Here is a 17216-nt window from a genome sequence, read left to right on the forward strand (position 1 = left end):
ACGCCCCCCGTCAGGGGCGTCGTGAAAGTTCAAACACGACGACCCCGTGACGGCGGGGACAATCAAATCAAGGGCACATGCGCACCCTTGGGAGCCTGCTGCGGCGGGGCGATTACCGGGGCTGTCTCTTCCGGCTCCGAGGAGTCGTTGGAGGTCGCCTCGCTCTCGCTTTCCGCTTCGGGCAAGTCGTTGATGACGGTGTTGCTGCCATCACTTTCGTCTTCGTCCGGCTCCTGCACACCCTTGTGCGTCATCCGCCACTCAATCTCGCGATTGAGCTTCTCGGGGTCGGCGAAAGTGTGCAGTGCAGAGCGCATCTGCTGCGTCTGCGCGGTGGTGAGCTTTCCGCGATCCGGCATGGTGCTGAGCACCGAATCGAGGTAGTCCCGTGCCACGGAGGCTTCCGCGGACACAAACGCGAGCCCGGCGACCTTCTTGCGAATTGCCCTTACCGGGTTCAACGCCTTCTGGCCTACCTGCTCACGCCCAATGAAGGACTCTTCGAGTACTTCCTTGCAGGACGACACCACCTCTCGGATGAGCTGACCGGACAATCCCGCGATGGTCTCGTGGGTGTTGCCACCGCCCCCGGCCGGCACCACCTGCATGAGGTGATACCGGAACTGGGTATGTTGCTCGAGATAGATCGGACTGACCGACTTCTGCTCCAGCACCTCAGCCCAATCCGGGAACTTCTTCGGCCACGCATCCTTCGTGGCCTGGTGGTTTGCCAGCATCTCGGACTTCTCGTGTCGGAATTCGATCCCGATACGATCCAGCTCCTTCTCGATATGCTCGATCTCATCCGGAGGAATCAGTCGACCCATGCGGCCGAACTTCACCCCCACAGATTCAAGAAGGCGCTCCGCTTCACGCTTCTTCGCCATGACCTTGTTGGTCAACTTCGGCTCGAACGCGCGAAATACTCCCATCGTCGCAATCTGATCGGGCGGCAAATTCGGCGCCGCCTTTTGCAGATCCCGCTTGGTGGCCTTGCGGCCGGGAGTGGGAATCGAGATTTCCAGCGCCACCAGGGCGCACTCGTTGATGGTTCTCTTGCTGTTGCTCATGGTGATTTCTCCGTAAAAAGACACACCCCAGCCGCTCGGGGTGTTCAATCGAATACCCCGAGGGCGGCGGGTTGTGCGGTGGATCAGATGATGGCTCGAGACTTGATGGGGTTTTCCCAGTCTTCTTCCATATCTGCGTACAGCCCCAAGACCCCAAATACGGGGTCCGACGGGGCGGGGAGTGACTCGTGTGAGGAGTCACGCTGGATGCGGATTTCCGAGTTCGTTCCTTTCATCTTCTCCTGCAAAAACGCCAGGATCTGGACTAACGGTGAACCCGCTGTGACGTGGATCGAGGACGGGTATCGCCCTCCCAGGAGACTTCCGAGGAAGTCGATGGCGCGGCGATCCATCCGGATCTTGGACGCTCGACGCTTCTGGAACGTAAGCGCCCAATTTCGCACCGAGACCGGCACACCATTCGGGTCGAGGTTGACCACAATCGGCGTACACAGTGCCTCTTCTCCTGGATGACCCATGTTCGCGTATGCGAGTGCAGACCCAAGGCGTCTTGGGGCCACAGCCGTATCCACGAACCCGTCACGTTCATCCTGCTCGATCAAGTCCATCAGCATGGCCGCCGGGAGCGCCCCCCTGGGGAATTGTTGCACCCGTGGAGGACGGTCCCGCCCCGATTCGAGGGGCGCCTTGTAAAAGACGCGCGCGGTTTCACCTGAATCCCGGCAAGCCATCCAGAAGATGGACTCACCGGTTTCAGCGCTGAGGGATCGAATCGCAATCGCGCTCAGCGGCATGCTCATCAGACCGTACCCTTCTCGAAGTGGGTATCGACCAGATTATGCAATGCCATCTGGGTCGCCGGCGTACAGCCGTTACCCAGAGCCATATCCAGGCTTTCCTTGATCGGGCTCAGCCCCTCATCCACAACCGTGGCGAGGAGTTCCGCCATTTCCAACCACTTCTGGAGAACACGGATGGACATGGAGCATTCCATTAGGGCGGCTCCATCCCCTTCGGCTGCTTCACGAACAGCCTCTGCCACATCGACCATCTTTTCCACAATCTCGTCGGGCAAGGCATGCGCCTGAGCCTTCAGCAGATTCAGCTCCACCTCCCGGGGGAGGTGGGTCACCTTCAAGATGACCGGACGTTCCATCGTGGCGCGGTTTTGCATCTTGGTACCGGCATACGCCCCGGTGAAGTCGCCGGCGCCCGCCGTGTTCCCAGTCGTAATGACTCGGAAACCCGGCTGGACGTCCACGCGCTCACCGTCCGGGGTGGTGTACCCATAACCCTCCAGGACACCGTTCAGTCCGGTTACCACCGAGGGGTCCATGTGGTCCACCTCGTTGATGCAGACCCATCCGCCAACCCGCATGGCTTGCACCACTGGGCCATCGGACAGATAGGTCGTACCGTCCACGATCTGCCGGGATACCAGCAGATCCTCCAACTCCATGCGTTCGTGGGCGACCACTTCAAAGAAGGGGATGCCCAATCGTGCCGCAACCTGCTTGGCGCTGGAGGTCTTGCCAACACCGGCCGGCCCCACCAGATGGAGGGCGGTGATGCTGGATTTCAGCCAGGCGAGATAACGCCGGACCTTCGGAAGGGTAAACACATACCCTTCGTCTTTTACCGGCGTATCCATTCCGCCGTCGACGCGAACATCAATTTCAATGGAGGGATCGATTTCGGTCAGGCCGAATTCGGCGGCGAGGGACTTCTTCACATACTGGCTCATGGTTTTCTCCTGAAAATAGAAAAGTCACGCCCCCTTGCCCGGGGCGTGTTGCATTAAACCCGGGCAAGGGGTGATCACTTACTGGACGACGGTTAGCTCTGGAGACTCGCCTTTTTCTTCAACGAGGAGTTCCTGGGCTTCCGCGTGGTACAGAAGGGCCTTTTGCAACTCTTCTGCATCCAGCCCAAAGGCTGCACAGCAGGCTGCAAAAGAGAACGGATTGGCGGATCGAGGCACGATCGGCTCCGCGACCCAACCGAGGATCACGGTCCGCTCGGACTCCGATGTATCCGAATCGAACGCCTTAGAGGTTTGGTGGAGTAGGGCATCCATAACCAAAAGGATGTCCTCGTCCGTCCACGTATAGGTGTTGTGATTCGGCTCCGCCTTGGAGCCCTTGGGGCGTCCAGGCCGCTTCTTGGCTTCAAAAACCAGACTGATCTGGTTCTCGAGCGCCTGAAGCCGCTCGACCTCCGCAAGTTCCTTCTCGTGCGCCTCCAACGCCCTTTTCTCAAAGCGTTTGCGCCGAGCTTCCGTTTTCATTACCTCTTCGCTTGCGGGAAGTGTTTCGATGATCCGCGCAAAGCTAAGTTGGTTTTTCTTCATGGCTGCACTCCAAACAGAGGAGGCACCCGTCCCCCTATGGGGGTACGAGAAACCCCCATAGGTGGGAACGAACGAAACACCGCTAAGCGGCGAGTCGCGCTTGCTGCTCAGACCACTGTTGCGGCATCTGAAGACCGGCGGTATCGCCGTGCTTGCAGAGCCGGTGGTAATTGCAGAGATCGCACGGCGAGTTGTATGCCATGCGAGGGGTGGCCGGGAAACGCTCCCGGTCGATGTCCTCGGCGATCCAGAACACCTTTTCCAGATATTCCTTCTTCTCGCGTTTGGACCGTGCCGGGACGAAGACCGGCGGTTTTACCTGAGGGCCTTGGCCCTGCTTGGTTTTCGGAATGGGTTGCTTGATCATTTCCAAGAACCCGACCATGTCGATCGAGCTGACCATGAGCGCATCGCGATGAGACTCCAGCACGATTTGCTGCGCGGTCAGTTGATCGGATTTGGCCACAAACTCCTCCGAAGCGGGGCTTGCGGCCGATTTCAGATCCAGGGCGGCAACCTTGGACTCAGGCGTAATGACTACGGTATCGGGTTGGGTACTCAGGATGAGCCCCTGTCCGATATCAACCTGCAACCGTTTCTCCACGACCGGCTCCATCGCGTCGTTGATAACGACGGATAATTGGGTCGCGGGCCAGCGCTCCGCGAATTGCTGAACCAGGCGTTGCCCCATTGCGGGGATCACGCTCGGCCCAAACTTCGCGGAGTATTCCAGCGCCCCCTTCTTGCTCTCGATCTTCCATTTCTGAAGAAATTTCTGACCGAGCGCTTCCGGGGTTTCGACGGGTTCTCCCAGGGAGTACGCCTCCAGCCAATCGGTGATTGGTTTGTGGAGGCACCCCCCAAGGACCAGGTTAGCCGCTGTAACCAGCGGCTTAATCTTCAGCACTTCCTTGTAGAGATACTGTCGAGGACAGTTCTCGTACGAGAGGATGGACGTGGGGCGCACAATCATCATGCACCCCCCGCCCGTTGGCGCTTCAGGTAGTCGTTGAGCACGTTCTTGGCTTCCTTGATGCTGGAAACCTCGGGCGGCTCTTCGCCGAGCTTGCGGGCCATGGCCCCGATCTGACGCTGCAATGATGTCAGCGCCTGCTTCTGGGCCACCTGCTTCCGATCGTCCAGTCCATCCGTTGCTTCACTCGGCTCCGGCGCATCGCTCGCTTCCTCCGCAGGGGAGGGCGCCTCGATACTTGCCTCGGCCGTGTTTTCGGGTGCAACGCCTTCCGCCGATTCGGTGTCCGTCTCCGGTTCCTCCTCGGCTTCCGACCCCACATCGTTTTGCACCGTGGTCTCCGGAAAGGATTCCGGTACGGGCTCTGGATCGGGGTATGTGCTGTCCGGCTCGACAGTTGCGGCATCCAGCGGAACACGCGACGGTTGCCCCGTGTTTTGCTCCGTCAGGGTTGCCAGTTTCTGTCGTTTCTGATCCCGCGATTCGTCCTCGCCGAGGACTTCACCGCCGTGGTTCAGACGCGCCATGAGACGCTGTAGGGCCGCGGTCTCCAAGAACTCGAAGTCCTTGTAGTCCAGGCCTACTCGGCCTCGGGAATGGGCGTTAGCGACCACACCCCCATCGGCAAGCTGAACGAGCTTCGCTTCAAACATCACGAAGCCGTCCTGTCCCGCCACATCCGGTTTAACTGCGGTCCGGATGGCGTAATGCCGCGGCGGGTACTCTGCCAGGAAATCCGGCAGACGGGCGGCCACCCCGCGGTAGGAAAATTCCTCCTGGGTGCCGTCTTCGTTCGTGCGCTTGAGTCGTTGAACGTTGTTCACGATGTGCTCCTTTTCTATCGATAGAAAAAGGAGACGCACGCACCCCACCTGGGAGCGCGATTGTCTCCCGGGTGGGTGACACGCATACCGACGAGGTATGCGCGGGCGGGCTATGTTTTACGAGGGGCCCGGATCCCTACTTTGCTCGGACGTATGCTCGGGCACACGGGCATTCCATGTGACCGAGAATACGCCCATAGGGGCGTATTCGGTGGTGCTTCTCCACCTTTACGAGTGAACTTTCGTTTTGGGTTTGGGAAGGCGGTGATCGTGCCGCTGCTCGATCGCCTTTTTGTTTGAGGTGATCTGAACCATCGGTTGATCCTCGATCTCCTCGAACTCGGCATCGATGACGTTTCCGCTCATCATTTTCTTCGTCTTCTTGGCCTTGGTGGCCGTAGACGCCAAGAACGTGAAGGGAAGGATCGCCATCCGCAGGGCGATCACAACGGTAAACGTCGCAAACGCCAGCATGTTGACGGCGAATGCTCGCGGCGCGGCCAACAACCCGATCAGTGCGAACAGGCTGAACCAGAACATGATGGACATACCGGCGTCGCCGCCTTGGATTGTTTCGTACATGGTGTTCTCCAATAAAGGAATGTAGATAGAGAAGGCACAAGGATCTTGTCCCTCTTTCGGGTGCACGAGGTGCACCGGGTAAGCACAGGCAGGGCGCCGTGTGCTGATCCTGATCGATCAATCCTCGCAAGGACCAATGGAGCAGGAGACGGTTTTTTCGAGCCGCGAACTCGCCTCTGTGAACCAGGAGGATGGTTGAAAGCACGTTCAGTGGATCATATTTGGATGTGCGCATCAAAACCACTTCGACGCCTTTTCTCCCGCGCGAAACGCCATTTTTCGCTCGCCGGCTTGAGATTGCCCGGGCATCTGTGGCATATAGGTGGGGCGACAGCCCGTGGCGGGGCCTGCGAACAAAGGATTGGGCATTAGGGTTGATCGGGATGATCGAGAAACGCCCCGCCAGACACCTCGCTAGGGTGTCCGCCTGACGCATCTATGGCTCAGAAACCGAACCAATCGCAGAACAAGGGTGGACGCAAGAACCGGCCAACCGCGCCGCCCGAGATGTTCCACGACCCCGGTATTTTCTCCAAGCCCCTCAAAATGAAGGTGCGGTTTGCCTCGGAAATGGCCTTCAATGCCGCCACCGAGTTGCTGGCCGACGTCGAAACCCAGGTGGGGCATCTGGCGCACTTCGCTTCCAATCGTTTGCGCTATGACAAGCGCGAAAATCGAGTGGACGCGATGCACAACTACATCGACAACCAAATCGAACGCACGCTAAACCCTGCACTCCTGGAAGAGCGCACGAATGCCGTACTCAAGACCCTGGAGCCGACCGGTTTTGATCCGGACTCGATCTACGAGGACGAGGACGAGACCTACGACTTCATTGGCCGGATCTACTCGCCGCACGGCCGACGCTTTCTGGAAATCCTGACGCAAATCGATCGGTACGAGGCCCTGCGTACGGTTGCGTATCTGTATGGCCTGATCGAAACCAAGTACAACGCCCGCGAGCACTATCGCTACAAGCGCTCCCTGGACAAGGTTTCCGACCTTCTCAAGCGAACCGCGGACCGAGCGCGCAAGCGCCGCATCAACCCGCTGGTCGATTCCGGAGACTTCTGGGGTCGTACGCGCGAGGAGATGAAAGCGATCGAGGCGCAGAAAGCGAAAAAGGCGCAGAAGGTCGGCGAGAGCACACCGGAAAGCGGGGGGGAGAGTGTCGCTCCTGAACCGGTCAAGCCGGCCGCGCAGGGGACGCGCCGATCCGAATCCAGCAAGTCGAATACCAACGATTCGGCTGCGCCCAAAGCGAAGACCAAGGCCGCCAGCAAATCCTCCAAAGCCGCAGCTACCGAAATCGCAGAGACCACCGAGGCGACCACCAATTCGGAGACTTCTGACGCTGAACCGACGCCGGTTGCGTCTTCCGGATGACGCCGTAACCGATCGAAAAAGCCCCAGCCGGGTAACCGAGCTGGGGCTTTTTTTTGCCGACCTTTTTCAGGTTTGGTCCGGTCAGGTCATCACCCCTGACTCGGTCAGGAACAAGCTGGGACTCACGTCCGGCTGCAACGTCAGTGTCAGGTGTTTCTTCGCCCGAGTCATGGCCACGTACATCAACCGCCGCTCTTCCTGGAAGTCGGTCGACCGGTCCGAGGGAAATTCCTCTGCCTGCGCGCGGGTGATCCATACATAGTCGAACTCCTGCCCCTTGCTCGCATGGGCGGTCAGCAGGGTGACTCGGGCACCCGCATCCTGCTTGGTCTTGAGTTTGGTCTCGAGGCTTTTGAGTCGCCGGCTGAGTTTCTCGTTTTCGTCGCGGATGAGGCATTCGAGAAACCCGTTGATTCGCGCCTTGGCCGCGGCGAAGCGCTTTTTCTGTGTAGGCAGATAGTTTTCCATCATTAGCCCGATGGACCCCAGCGGGATCTCGGGTCGATTGCGATGAAGCTGCCGCGTCCATGCCTGGTAATGGGTCGCCACATCACGGGCGAAGGCCGTTTCCTTGCGCTCGGCGCCGGTGCCTTTGAGGCCCAGATGGTAGAGGGCGTGGAGCAATCCCTGGAGATCCTCACCATGCTCGGTGATACAGGATTGGATGACCCGATGGGGGACCCCGCCCCAGATGAGGGCCTGGCGCAAGTGGGTGATAGCTTCTTTGGGGGATCCGGCAACCAGCGCGCTGACCAGCCGGTGGGCGGCTGCGACGTCCGGCGCATCCAGAAAACTCCCGCCGCCGGATCGGTAGTAGGGGATCTTCTTGTTGATGAAGTAGGGCTCGATGTCGTTGAGCGCGCGATTGCTCCGCGCGATATAGGCGATCGTTTCATCCTCCTCGAGCTGGTGCCAGCGCTCCATGATGGCCTCGAACTCCACTTCAGCGGATCCGGCGTATTCGTAGCCGATTTTGCCGTCAATGGACTGGTGGGCCCGGATTGGCTTGTCGACCCGATCGGGGTTGTTGCGCTCGATCAGATCCTTCGCGTGCTTGAGGATGTTTGGCGCACAGCGGTAGTTGACCGGCAGGACCACGTGGGCCGCATCGTGATCGGTCTTGAAGCGCATCATCCCGGGGTACCCCTGCGCATGCCGCCAACCGTAAATCGACTGGTCATCATCACCGACGAGGGTGATATGCATCCCCGCGCCCTCGTTCCCGAGCTGGCCGTGAATCTTGATCCAGCGATATTGAAGGGCGTCCATATCCTGCGATTCATCCGCCAGCAGGTGGGTACCGGGAATGGGTGCCACCTCGCCGGCCTCCATGCGCGTAATACTGTCGCGGATGATGTCTGCGAAGTCGATCTTCTTGCTCTTTCGCTTGTACTGCTGAAAGAGGTGATAGATGAAGCTGGCGGGATCCTCGGGGCCGGTTTTCGGCGGTTCCTTTTCCCGCGCCTGGATTTCCTGAATCGCCAGCGTGACGTCCTCGTAGCCCGTGGCTTCCGGGTCGACGCCCTCCTGGATGGCCTCGCTGATTGTGCTCTTGACCAAGGTGATCCATTCGCCCCCCGTGAGGATCTGGTTGGGGCGGACGATACCGGCTTTCTTGAGCTGCCCCAGCGCAAGGCTATGGAACGTCCCGGCCTTGAACCGAGAAAGGGCGGATGGCGCAAGACCCTCGCGGGTCATTCGCTGCGTCATCTCGGCGGCGGCATCACTCGTAAATGTCACGGCCAGCACCCGGTTGTCAGGGCTGGCCTCCAGGAGGCGTTTGGCGCGGGCGATCAGGACCCGGGTCTTGCCGGAGCCCGGGCAGGCGGAGACCAGGCAGTGGCCTTCAGACTCCACAGCCTGGCGCTGATAGTCGTCGAGCTGGACCCCAGCCATTTAGGAGCGGGTGCCTGTGGGATCGTTATTCAGCCGCTCCAGGAGCGAATCGAGCTGCGCACACCGTTCCGTCAGGATTTCCCGTGCGGTGACCAGCATCAGCGCCACCCCACCAAGCGCCATGCCGCTATAAAGGAGGAAGGGTTGGACCGCCAGGATCCCGCCTACGCCTAAAGCGCTGGCCGTCAACAGCATTGAGACACTCAGTAGCTGGCCTTTGCGTGAGGCGCGTCGAATGGGTTCTCGGTGCTCGAATTCATCCATGTTTTCGACTTTCCTTTTGCGTCATCGGTGGGCGCCTTCCTGGCGCCCGGCTGGAATCCTTCTGTGCTTGACGGACCCACCGTTGAATGAGGGCATCCAGTAGGTCCGGGCGTTGATCGGCCAGGCGCGTTAATCGTCGCTGATGGCGTCGGCGTTTGATCTCGATGTATTCGTCGGCAGGGATCATCGCCCCCCCTGTGCGCGTGCGCAGGACGGCTCCTGTTCAGACGCGCGCCGCAGACCCCGGGGCACTTTCAGCTTCGGATTCGGGCGCCCCACAAAAAAGCCCTGCGCCCCATGCGCTCCCAGCGTGCGGATCCGGTTGTAGTGCGCGATATCCTCAACGCCTTCCAGGATGATCTTGAAGGGCTGTTTCTCGTCGCTTTTTTGGCTGGCGGCCATCAGGGCCTCGAGCAGGGCGGCGCCGCGTTCGGAATCGGCGTTCATCCAGGGCGACACCTTGATGTAGTCGAACGGGAACAGGGAGAACATCCCGACCCCCGCGCCGCCGGTGCCGAAGTCATCCAGCGCGATCGTGACGCCAGCGGCCTGGAGTTCATTCAGGGCGGACAGAAGGGGGTCGATGGTGGAGGCCTCCATGATGAAGGTCTCGGTCAATTCGATGACCAGTCGTTGTGGATCCACGCCGCGCTCGAGAAACCCAAGCAGGCGACGGCGGTATTCCGGATCCAACAAGGACAGGGCGTTGGCGTTGATGCCGATCGTCGGACCTTGTTCGGGGTCGACGGGGCAGGGGGTCTGCAACCAGGGGATCGCTTTTTCCAGCACGGTGCGATCGAGAAGCATGGCCATCACCGGATGGTTCAGCCATTCCACTGGGGTTTTGAGGTCGCCTTCGGGCGTTCGGTATCGGGACAGCACTTCCCAGTAGATCACCGGCCCGCCTTCAACAAAGGGTGCCGCCATGATGGGTTGAAAGACCAGGTGATGCCCCGGGAGATCCAGCTCGACAGCCGGCATCGAGTGAGGCGGGTTCAGCGTCATTCGAGATCCTTTCTTTGATATCCGATCAGCCTTGATCGAGGATGGGGCGCATCTTACCGAGACCCCATGAAGCGATCAAATGCCCGCCTGTTTTTATACCATAGTTCCTCTGGGCGGGGTCGCCCCTCCCTGCACCCCCTGGTCACTCCCCACGCCGACTCGCCCTTTTCTCCTTTTCTCTTGATCCTCCCTTTCAGAATTCCCCTCCATATCCCTCACCAAAAGGGGCAACGAAGGGCCCCCCGAGACTCGAGTCGGGCCCAAGGAAAGGCATAGTTCAAGGAAAAGGAGGACCAAGGCGAGGTCAGGGTCGCCACCCAGGGCCGGGGTGTGGAGAGGGTCGGTGGTGATCCTGTGAACTATGGTATAAAATGAAGGTGTTGGAAGGGGTTTTCTGGATCCGTCAGGGGCGGGTACGACCCACAGGAGGTGGGCATGGATACGCTCGATCGGCAGTTGAAAGAGGCTGCGGACCACCTGGTTCGGGTGCGTGATCGGCTGCGCGCCGTCATCCCGGAGGAGGCTTCGAGCCGATACTGGTGGGGGGATTCCGCCTCGAGCGCTCATGAACTGACTGTGCTCGCGACCACCCTGGATTTCGGGGAAACAACCCTGACCCGGCGCACCATGGGGCTGGTCGGGGTCAGCCCCGAAACGCTCACACTCATTCAGCAGATGAATGGTGCGAAGGACGCCGTCGCCGAAACCGTCATGGCGATGCGCGACGAGCACGGCGGTCACGGCTCACGGGCCCATGCCCAGGAACTGCTCCGCGAATGGATCAGTCCGCGCCTCAGCTTGCGCCAGACGTACCGCTATCTCCTGCTCGCCGAACGCCCGGTGACCGCGATCCAATTCACGCTGGCGCGGGCACATCGACCCATCGAGCGCCTGACCCGCGCCCAAGCCGAGTCGATCCTGATCGAAACCTTTCGTAAGGAGGAGGATCTGGAGGCCGCGCAGCACCGATTGTCCACGCTCCCGTCCGCGACCCCGCTGTACCGCGTCTACCCAGCCGGGGAGGCCCACCTGCGCGCCAACCTCCGCTTCGACGACGGCGCCCGGCGCATGGTGCAGGCCCATTCACCCATCTTCTTCCCCATGCCCGCCGGCGGCAGCCCGCCCCGACACAACACCGATCCCGGTCCGCCCAAGCCGCGCAAGGGCCGCCGGGATCGACGGATCGCGGATACCCCGATCATCGCCCACACACCCATCCATACCCTGGAGGGCCTTGGGGTCGGACACTAGAATCCACGGCCGACCTACGAATGGGGCCTCGTTCGAGGTCGCTTTTGCGCGACCCGAACCGTCAATTCGTCTAAAATAAATGCCGCATGGACGCGATCATTTACCACAAGGATTCCTGCATGGACGCACGTTTTGAATCACTGGCCGTTTCATCTCGCCCACAAAAGGCGCCGCCTATGACCACACCCCATCAACGCTCGCAAGATCGCAGCCAACTCGTGCTCGGGCGCCGCCAAGGCGAACGCCTCCACCTGACCGTGGATCAAGAAGAGATCCTCGTCGAAGTCTCGGTGATCATGGGCTCCCAGGTTCGGCTTTCCATTACCGCCGACCGCGCCGTCCAGATTGTGCGCGCCGAGCTGGTGGAGCGGGCCGGCACCGACCCGATGAACCCTCCGGCCCCTCGCGCGCCCAAGGAGGGCGCTCCGAACCCAATCGGGCACTCGACGCTCTCGCTGGGACGCCGGGAAGGCGAGAAGCTCTACATCTACGCCGCGCAGCGCATGGTTGTGATCTCCATCGCCCGTATCAAAGGGCCCCAGGTGCGAATCGGTATTGAAGCCGAACGGGATGTCCAGATCCTGCGCGCCGAGCTGGTGGAGCGGGCCTGGATTGATGCGCTCGAAGAAGAGGGCGACCCCATCGAGCCCGGTGATGCTCTGGGTAATAAGTAACCACTGATTGACCCAGCCGTCCGGGCGGGTCTTCCAGCGATTCATTCACAGGGTTTTCCACAGAAACTGTGGATAACTCTCCGACACAAAAATCGGTACACTAGCGATTAGACGAGGATGGACTCCTCGGAACACGTTCCACATCAAAGGACTGATGCCCTATGCATACGCAAAATCGTCCCTCTGTCATTCTTCTTCCGGGCCCGACTGCGCCCCAGTGGCCGGCGGCGCAAAAAGATGTGCCGGAACCCATAGTCCCGCGCGAAGTAAAAACCCGACCGACCACGCTCATGGCCGCTCTCGCGGTTGCCTTTCTGGCCGGCATCGGGGCATCGCAAAAGGATTGGTCCTTCGAAATTGCGCAGTCGGGTGGGGACCGCAAAGGACCCGCCGCCTTGATGTTCGCGACCGCCGGCGCCGGTGCCCCTGTATCCGCTTTCGGCGGTGAGGACTGCCAGGGTGACCCCGCCTCCTGCGACTTCACGCTGACACCGCAACCCTTTTCGGCCCCACTTCCGGATCCCGTGGGAGACTCCCCCGAAGGCGCGACCGCGGCGGGCGAACCTACGCTCGACTATGAAGCCCGGGAAGCGGCCATTCTCGCTGAACACGGTCTTCCGCGACCCGGCGACAAGGACTACGTTCCCGCCGCCGAACTCGGTCTGATGCCGGAGCGCGAGCAAGCAACGCCGCCAACCGCGGAACCCGAACCGGAACCCGAAACCGCCCCGACCGCCGAGGTGACCCCGGATGCCGGCAACGACCTCCCCGCAATCGCTCCGCTCCCCATCGAACCGGCACCGGTGGATACCGGTCCGGATCTCGCTTCCGATGACGGCTCCATCTACATGGAGTGCTCCAGGGTCGGTGATGCGCTCGAGTGCGATCCGATCTCGGTCTCCCTGCTGGCGGAGAATGCCGTCCAATCAGTGAGCATGGTCGACACCGTCGTCGATATGGTGCCGACCGGGCGCGTGGATCGTGACGTATCGGATCACCGCGGCGCCTACCATGACCCTCACCAGGAAGCGCCCGATCCCTACGAGGTGATGACCTACGGACCGATCGAACGGGGCGACACCGTGCTGGATATTGCACGGATGCACTTCGACCTTTCCAAGCACAACATCTACGACGCGGCCGCCGCGATCGTGCGCGAGAATCCGCACGCCTTCCAGGGTGGGGATCCGAACAACCTGATGATCGGCACCGTGATCGAAATCCCGGACCCCTACAAGATCGCGCATGGGAGCTGGGGCTCGCTGATCAAAACTGCGCAGCCCGAGCCGGTCGACGAGGAGCGCCACCGCCGCATTGACGGCATCGAGGCAACCGACATGATTCTCAATGTGTCGCCGCAACCTCTTACGCACTCCGAAGACCTGGCCCAGACCGTCCATAGCCCGCACCCGGTTTACCCGGATCAGGACCGCTCCCTTACCCGTGGCGGTTCGCATGGCGGCCAAAACCGCTCCCGTGCGACCCCCTCGGGTGAGGGTCGTGGGAGCGGATCGTCCGAGGCCGCCGAAGTCCGCCGCCAGCTCCAGGCCGTTGAAGCGCAGCTTCAGGCCATGGACCGGTACTGACTTATGTGCGGCATCACGGCCATCATCGCCTCCACGTTCTTTACCGTCGGGGTGGCGATTGAACCCTGGGTACGCCGGCGGGTCACCGGGATCGTTCGTCGCGCACGGAATCTCGCCGCCAGCGCCCGGCGCCTCGGCGGCGTCCAATAGCCATGCCGGATCTCCTGGCGCTGGCAGCCATCCTGTCCGGGGTCACTGCCAGCGCCACTCAGTTCTCCATTCTGTATTGGGCCCGCTGGCGGATTACGCTGCTGCGCGGGGTCGCGGTGGCACTGACCCTCTGGGCGGGGCACTTCGCTTTACTCGGGGCTCTTGAGGTCAGTGCGCTCTTGTTGGTCGCGGCGCTCTACAACCTCCTCGTCAGTCGAGCGCCGAATCGGTATTGGGCGGGACTGACGATTGCCGCCTTTCTCGCACTCACCCTATATCAGCCGACCCTCAATGCCTGGGTGGTCTGTCTCGGCTCCACGCTGTTTGTACTGGGCGGACTTCTCCGCTCGACGTGGGCCGTTCGGTCCTTTTTTCTGGCCGGTCACGCGCTGTTCTTTTTGAACGCCGCGTTGCTTGTGAGTGTCACCGCCATGCTGAACGAGCTGCTCATGGCTGGGGCCAATGCGTGCGCGATGCTGCGGGACCGAGCCAGTGCAGGGGGCCCGCGCTCTCACCCGGAATGCGAGGTCGTCGAAAACCGCTGATGCACCGCGAGCACTTCCTGCACGAGCGCCTCGAGGTCGTCTTTCACCTGCTTGTTGAAGTAGCGAAGCACCCGATACCCCTCCAGCACTAGGAGGTTTTGCCGCTCGCGGTCTTTCTGGAACGCGGATTTCGACCGGTGGTACTGAAAGCCATCGAACTCGATCACCACCTTCGATGCCGGGAGCAGAATGTCCGCGCGGTACTTGCGCCCAGGCACCACGCCGGTGACTTCTTCTTTGACGCCCTCCGGTCCCAACGCCTCGATGAGCGCCGCCGCCAGGATTCGTTGAGGGTCGATCGTCTCACCCACACGGTTACGAGGCGCCGATGTCTTCGTACCACCTCGCGAACCGGTTTGCACAAGATCCGGGTGGGGCGTAACGGCGGCTTCGGACGGCTGGATCCAACCACGACGTACCGCTTCCTCGGGAGAAATTCGCAGATTGCGGGCCATCACATGCGCCCCGAATCGGACGACCAGACGACAAGCCGCCTCAGCGTTTCCTCGGCCGCCTCCCGATAAGGTCCATCAATCTTGATTTGGGGGCTGCGGTGCGTCGGTCGAGCGTAGGCTTTTGCGACATCCAGCAGGCGCGTACGGGTGCCCGGATTTCCGAAAAACCGTTCGCGCATCACCGCGAAGTATTCGTCCTCATTTCCGGAAAACCCCGCCGGCGGGGCGAGCAAATCGCCCGCGCCCGGAGTGGTGTCCTGGGTGAAGTCGTTGACGACGCCATAGGGCACGTCGCCCCTCGAGGAAGAGGGAAGGGGTGGTCTGAATCGTGACATCCTGGATTCCTCCTTGAATCGTTCTGCCGCTGGACACTAGGTTTTCCGGTTACGCCCCCGTAACCCCGCCACCGCGGCGCGCTTGCCTTCCTCGGAGCGGCGGTCATAGATCTGGGTCGTCGTGACGGAGGCGTGGCCGGCTGCTTCCTTGACGGTGAACACATCCACGCCATTATCGAGCAGTTGGGTGATGAAAGATCGCCGCATATCGTGCGGTCCGGTCTTCTGAATTCCCGCCTCAAGCGCGCGCGCACCCAGCAACGAGGCGATCGATTGATCGCTCATCCGGCGCCATTGAATCTTGCCGCCTTTGTTGATCGGCAGGAATAGGGGGCCCGGGTCTTCGCCGCGCACTTGGTCGATCCATTCATTCAGCGCATCCCAAGCCTCATCATCGAGGTACGATAGGCGCTCGCGGTCGCCTTTCCCCGTGACCCGGATCGCGTTCTCCTCTGGAATGACGTGCTCGAGGTCGATCCCCACCAATTCCGAGCGCCGAAGCCCGGACGAATAGAGGATCTGGATGATGGCAACGTCGCGGATGCCTTTCGGTCGACGGTCCCGTGATACCTGCGCGAGAAGGTGATCCACTTCCTCTACGGGAAGCGCGCGACCCGATGGTAGGCGAGTTGCCTTGGCTGGCTTCACCGTTTTGATCCGCTCCAGGGTGTCGCCGGAAATCAGTTCCATTTGCCAGGCCTCGTGCATCACGCCACGAAACACGGCCATGTAGAGCTGCTGGGTCGCCGGCGCGAGGCCTTTGTCCTGTAGGGCGTGAAGCACATCCTGAGCATCGGACCGGGTCACCGATTCCCACTGGATATCGTTCGGGCTCGCGCGGCCGAGTGCGCGCGCGATCGCATTCAACGCCTTGCGCGCTGTGCTGCGAGAACTCGGTGTTCCGAGAGACTTGATATAGGCCACGTGAGGCCCGAACGAAAAAAGGCGTGGATCCTGAGCGGAGGAGTCCACGCCTACTTCACTACAACGACCTGCTGCGACTGCGAGGTTGTCAGGCGATCGTTGATCGTCTTGGTTCATTATGACGCACCCAATCGGTTTTTTGTTCCATCTTGAATTCCGGTCGTTAGCTGGCCCTGTGAAAACGTGAGTTCACTCACGATTCCCAGCTAAAACCGGTCTTCTCCCGATTGTAGTACGATTACTTTCGCAAATCTACATTAACCGAACCTATATCCGGACCGAGTTTGATCGAATGCACTTAGTTTCCAAACCAACCCCAAGGGTCGCTGTGATTGACATTCTGTACGCAGGCATAACTTGTGCGGTGCCCATTGAAGGTGGCCCTTTCGTCTACCACCCAGACCCTCGAACCACTGGGACAAGAAAATCCCCAGGTATCATAGGAAACCCCCGTCCTAACGATACTCCCACCCGACGGCGCCACGATCGCATCCTGAACGCTCGCAGCGAGGTTCTCACCTTCAATTTCACAAGTCCCGTTGCGCCACCGGAACCCCATCTGCGCGCACGAGAGCTGGGGATTGAGACAGGTCTGGGTATTGGCATTCCAGACCCCGCCGTCGCTCTCGCAGCCATCCTCCATCTGCCCCCACCAAGCGGCGGTATCCGAGGTTATTTCATTGCCTGACGAGTCGAATGCCTGACCGCTCCTATTCTCGATCGCTGCGTTCGCTGCACCTGACAGTGCATCCCTGCGCTCGCTCGACGACGAGCGCAAGTTTTCCAGATACTCGGCCATGGAATCGTTTTCGGAACCCGAGATACCGCGCTCGATCCCATGCTTGGCCATTGCACCTTCGGCATCAAAACCATGGCGGTCGTCGGCTTGCGCGCTGACCGCTCCGAACGCCAATCCCAGAGCAATCACGCTGGACAGCACCGATTTCGCTTTCATCTTCATCGCATTACCCTCCGCAATAGCCTT

The 17216-nt window shown here is 60.7% G+C and carries 19 protein-coding genes; 5 read left to right on the top strand and 14 right to left on the bottom strand.

Annotation, left to right across the window (positions count from 1 at the left end; all coding sequences use genetic code 11):
- Positions 1-62: 62 nt before the first annotated feature.
- The 7 genes from F627_RS0114335 to F627_RS0114365 form a co-directional block, all read right to left on the bottom strand.
- On the bottom strand, positions 63-1070 hold the full coding sequence (locus F627_RS0114335) for a DUF3150 domain-containing protein (protein WP_019584437.1): 1008 nt from the start codon (positions 1068-1070) through the stop codon (positions 63-65).
- An 83-nt stretch (positions 1071-1153) separates the two neighbouring features.
- Positions 1154-1831 carry a hypothetical protein gene (locus F627_RS0114340; RefSeq protein WP_019584438.1) on the bottom strand — a complete coding sequence of 226 codons (678 nt, stop codon included), beginning with the start codon at positions 1829-1831 and terminating at the stop codon, positions 1154-1156.
- The gene (locus F627_RS0114345; RefSeq protein ID WP_019584439.1) at positions 1831-2775 is read right to left on the bottom strand and encodes an AAA family ATPase; all 945 of its coding nucleotides are present in this window, start codon (positions 2773-2775) and stop codon (positions 1831-1833) included. Before F627_RS0114345 ends, F627_RS0114340 begins: the two co-directional genes overlap by 1 nt.
- Positions 2776-2853: 78 nt before the next feature.
- On the bottom strand, positions 2854-3381 hold the full coding sequence (locus tag F627_RS15875) for a hypothetical protein (protein WP_019584440.1): 528 nt from the start codon (positions 3379-3381) through the stop codon (positions 2854-2856).
- Positions 3382-3463: 82 nt separating this feature from the next.
- Positions 3464-4357 (bottom strand): PD-(D/E)XK nuclease family protein, encoded by an 894-nt coding sequence (locus F627_RS0114355; protein ID WP_019584441.1) that lies wholly within the window; start codon positions 4355-4357, stop codon positions 3464-3466.
- Positions 4354-5178, bottom strand: coding sequence for a hypothetical protein (locus tag F627_RS0114360; protein WP_019584442.1), 825 nt, complete (start codon positions 5176-5178; stop codon positions 4354-4356). The genes F627_RS0114355 and F627_RS0114360 overlap by 4 nt, the downstream gene beginning before the upstream one ends.
- A 228-nt stretch (positions 5179-5406) precedes the next feature.
- Positions 5407-5760 (bottom strand): hypothetical protein, encoded by a 354-nt coding sequence (locus F627_RS0114365; RefSeq protein WP_155987143.1) that lies wholly within the window; start codon positions 5758-5760, stop codon positions 5407-5409.
- A 438-nt stretch (positions 5761-6198) separates the two neighbouring features.
- Between F627_RS0114365 and F627_RS15880 the strand changes: the two genes are divergently transcribed.
- Positions 6199-7146, top strand: coding sequence for a hypothetical protein (locus F627_RS15880; protein ID WP_019584444.1), 948 nt, complete (start codon positions 6199-6201; stop codon positions 7144-7146).
- 81 nt (positions 7147-7227) lie between these two features.
- Here F627_RS15880 and F627_RS0114375 read toward each other — a convergent pair whose 3' ends face one another.
- The 3 genes from F627_RS0114375 to F627_RS0114385 form a co-directional block, all read right to left on the bottom strand.
- Positions 7228-9042 carry an ATP-dependent helicase gene (locus F627_RS0114375; RefSeq protein ID WP_019584445.1) on the bottom strand — a complete coding sequence of 605 codons (1815 nt, stop codon included), beginning with the start codon at positions 9040-9042 and terminating at the stop codon, positions 7228-7230.
- Entirely contained in the window at positions 9043-9306 is a 264-nt protein-coding gene (locus F627_RS0114380; protein WP_155987144.1) for a hypothetical protein, read from the bottom strand. It abuts the gene before it with no gap.
- A 183-nt stretch (positions 9307-9489) separates the two neighbouring features.
- On the bottom strand, positions 9490-10311 hold the full coding sequence (locus tag F627_RS0114385; RefSeq protein ID WP_019584447.1) for an EAL domain-containing protein: 822 nt from the start codon (positions 10309-10311) through the stop codon (positions 9490-9492).
- A 435-nt stretch (positions 10312-10746) separates the two neighbouring features.
- Between F627_RS0114385 and F627_RS0114390 the strand changes: the two genes are divergently transcribed.
- The 4 genes from F627_RS0114390 to F627_RS0114405 all read left to right on the top strand — a co-directional run bounded on the left by F627_RS0114390 (position 10747) and on the right by F627_RS0114405 (position 14517).
- On the top strand, positions 10747-11562 hold the full coding sequence (locus F627_RS0114390; RefSeq protein ID WP_019584448.1) for a hypothetical protein: 816 nt from the start codon (positions 10747-10749) through the stop codon (positions 11560-11562).
- A 119-nt stretch (positions 11563-11681) separates the two neighbouring features.
- Positions 11682-12236 carry a carbon storage regulator gene (locus F627_RS17245; RefSeq protein WP_231370167.1) on the top strand — a complete coding sequence of 185 codons (555 nt, stop codon included), beginning with the start codon at positions 11682-11684 and terminating at the stop codon, positions 12234-12236.
- Between the two features lie 161 nt (positions 12237-12397).
- Entirely contained in the window at positions 12398-13822 is a 1425-nt protein-coding gene (locus F627_RS0114400; protein WP_026332128.1) for a hypothetical protein, read from the top strand.
- Between the two features lie 152 nt (positions 13823-13974).
- Positions 13975-14517 carry a YgjV family protein gene (locus F627_RS0114405; protein WP_019584452.1) on the top strand — a complete coding sequence of 181 codons (543 nt, stop codon included), beginning with the start codon at positions 13975-13977 and terminating at the stop codon, positions 14515-14517.
- On the opposite strand, the gene F627_RS15890 is transcribed toward F627_RS0114405, so the two are convergent.
- From F627_RS15890 to F627_RS0114425, 4 genes are all read right to left on the bottom strand, one after another.
- Positions 14484-14972: an endonuclease domain-containing protein gene (locus F627_RS15890; RefSeq protein WP_081630773.1), complete on the bottom strand. Its 489-nt coding sequence runs from the start codon at positions 14970-14972 to the stop codon at positions 14484-14486. The two genes, F627_RS0114405 and F627_RS15890, sit on opposite strands and share 34 nt — an antisense overlap.
- Positions 14972-15262, bottom strand: coding sequence for a hypothetical protein (locus F627_RS15895; RefSeq protein WP_019584454.1), 291 nt, complete (start codon positions 15260-15262; stop codon positions 14972-14974). Before F627_RS15895 ends, F627_RS15890 begins: the two co-directional genes overlap by 1 nt.
- A gap of 81 nt (positions 15263-15343) precedes the next feature.
- Positions 15344-16231, bottom strand: coding sequence for a tyrosine-type recombinase/integrase (locus tag F627_RS0114420; RefSeq protein WP_019584455.1), 888 nt, complete (start codon positions 16229-16231; stop codon positions 15344-15346).
- 298 nt (positions 16232-16529) lie between these two features.
- Positions 16530-17216: hypothetical protein (locus F627_RS0114425; protein WP_026332130.1), on the bottom strand; the 687-nt coding region annotated here is incomplete at its 5' end.

The sequence above is a fragment of the Thioalkalivibrio sp. ALE16 genome, assembly GCF_000381305.1.
GTDB lineage: Bacteria > Pseudomonadota > Gammaproteobacteria > Ectothiorhodospirales > Ectothiorhodospiraceae > Thioalkalivibrio.

Bases quoted from the DNA above. Each gene is read 5' to 3' on its own strand.
- F627_RS0114335 (WP_019584437.1), bottom strand. From the start codon at position 1,070: ATGAGCAACAGCAAGAGAACCATCAACGAGTGCGCCCTGGTGGCGCTG.
- F627_RS0114340 (WP_019584438.1), bottom strand. From the start codon at position 1,831: ATGAGCATGCCGCTGAGCGCGATTGCGATTCGATCCCTCAGCGCTGAA.
- F627_RS0114345 (WP_019584439.1), bottom strand. From the start codon at position 2,775: ATGAGCCAGTATGTGAAGAAGTCCCTCGCCGCCGAATTCGGCCTGACC.
- F627_RS15875 (WP_019584440.1), bottom strand. From the start codon at position 3,381: ATGAAGAAAAACCAACTTAGCTTTGCGCGGATCATCGAAACACTTCCC.
- F627_RS0114355 (WP_019584441.1), bottom strand. From the start codon at position 4,357: ATGATGATTGTGCGCCCCACGTCCATCCTCTCGTACGAGAACTGTCCT.
- F627_RS0114365 (WP_155987143.1), bottom strand. From the start codon at position 5,760: ATGTACGAAACAATCCAAGGCGGCGACGCCGGTATGTCCATCATGTTC.
- F627_RS15880 (WP_019584444.1), top strand. From the start codon at position 6,199: ATGGCTCAGAAACCGAACCAATCGCAGAACAAGGGTGGACGCAAGAAC.
- F627_RS0114375 (WP_019584445.1), bottom strand. From the start codon at position 9,042: ATGGCTGGGGTCCAGCTCGACGACTATCAGCGCCAGGCTGTGGAGTCT.
- F627_RS0114380 (WP_155987144.1), bottom strand. From the start codon at position 9,306: ATGGATGAATTCGAGCACCGAGAACCCATTCGACGCGCCTCACGCAAA.
- F627_RS0114385 (WP_019584447.1), bottom strand. From the start codon at position 10,311: ATGACGCTGAACCCGCCTCACTCGATGCCGGCTGTCGAGCTGGATCTC.
- F627_RS0114390 (WP_019584448.1), top strand. From the start codon at position 10,747: ATGGATACGCTCGATCGGCAGTTGAAAGAGGCTGCGGACCACCTGGTT.
- F627_RS17245 (WP_231370167.1), top strand. From the start codon at position 11,682: ATGGACGCACGTTTTGAATCACTGGCCGTTTCATCTCGCCCACAAAAG.
- F627_RS0114400 (WP_026332128.1), top strand. From the start codon at position 12,398: ATGCATACGCAAAATCGTCCCTCTGTCATTCTTCTTCCGGGCCCGACT.
- F627_RS0114405 (WP_019584452.1), top strand. From the start codon at position 13,975: ATGCCGGATCTCCTGGCGCTGGCAGCCATCCTGTCCGGGGTCACTGCC.
- F627_RS15890 (WP_081630773.1), bottom strand. From the start codon at position 14,972: ATGGCCCGCAATCTGCGAATTTCTCCCGAGGAAGCGGTACGTCGTGGT.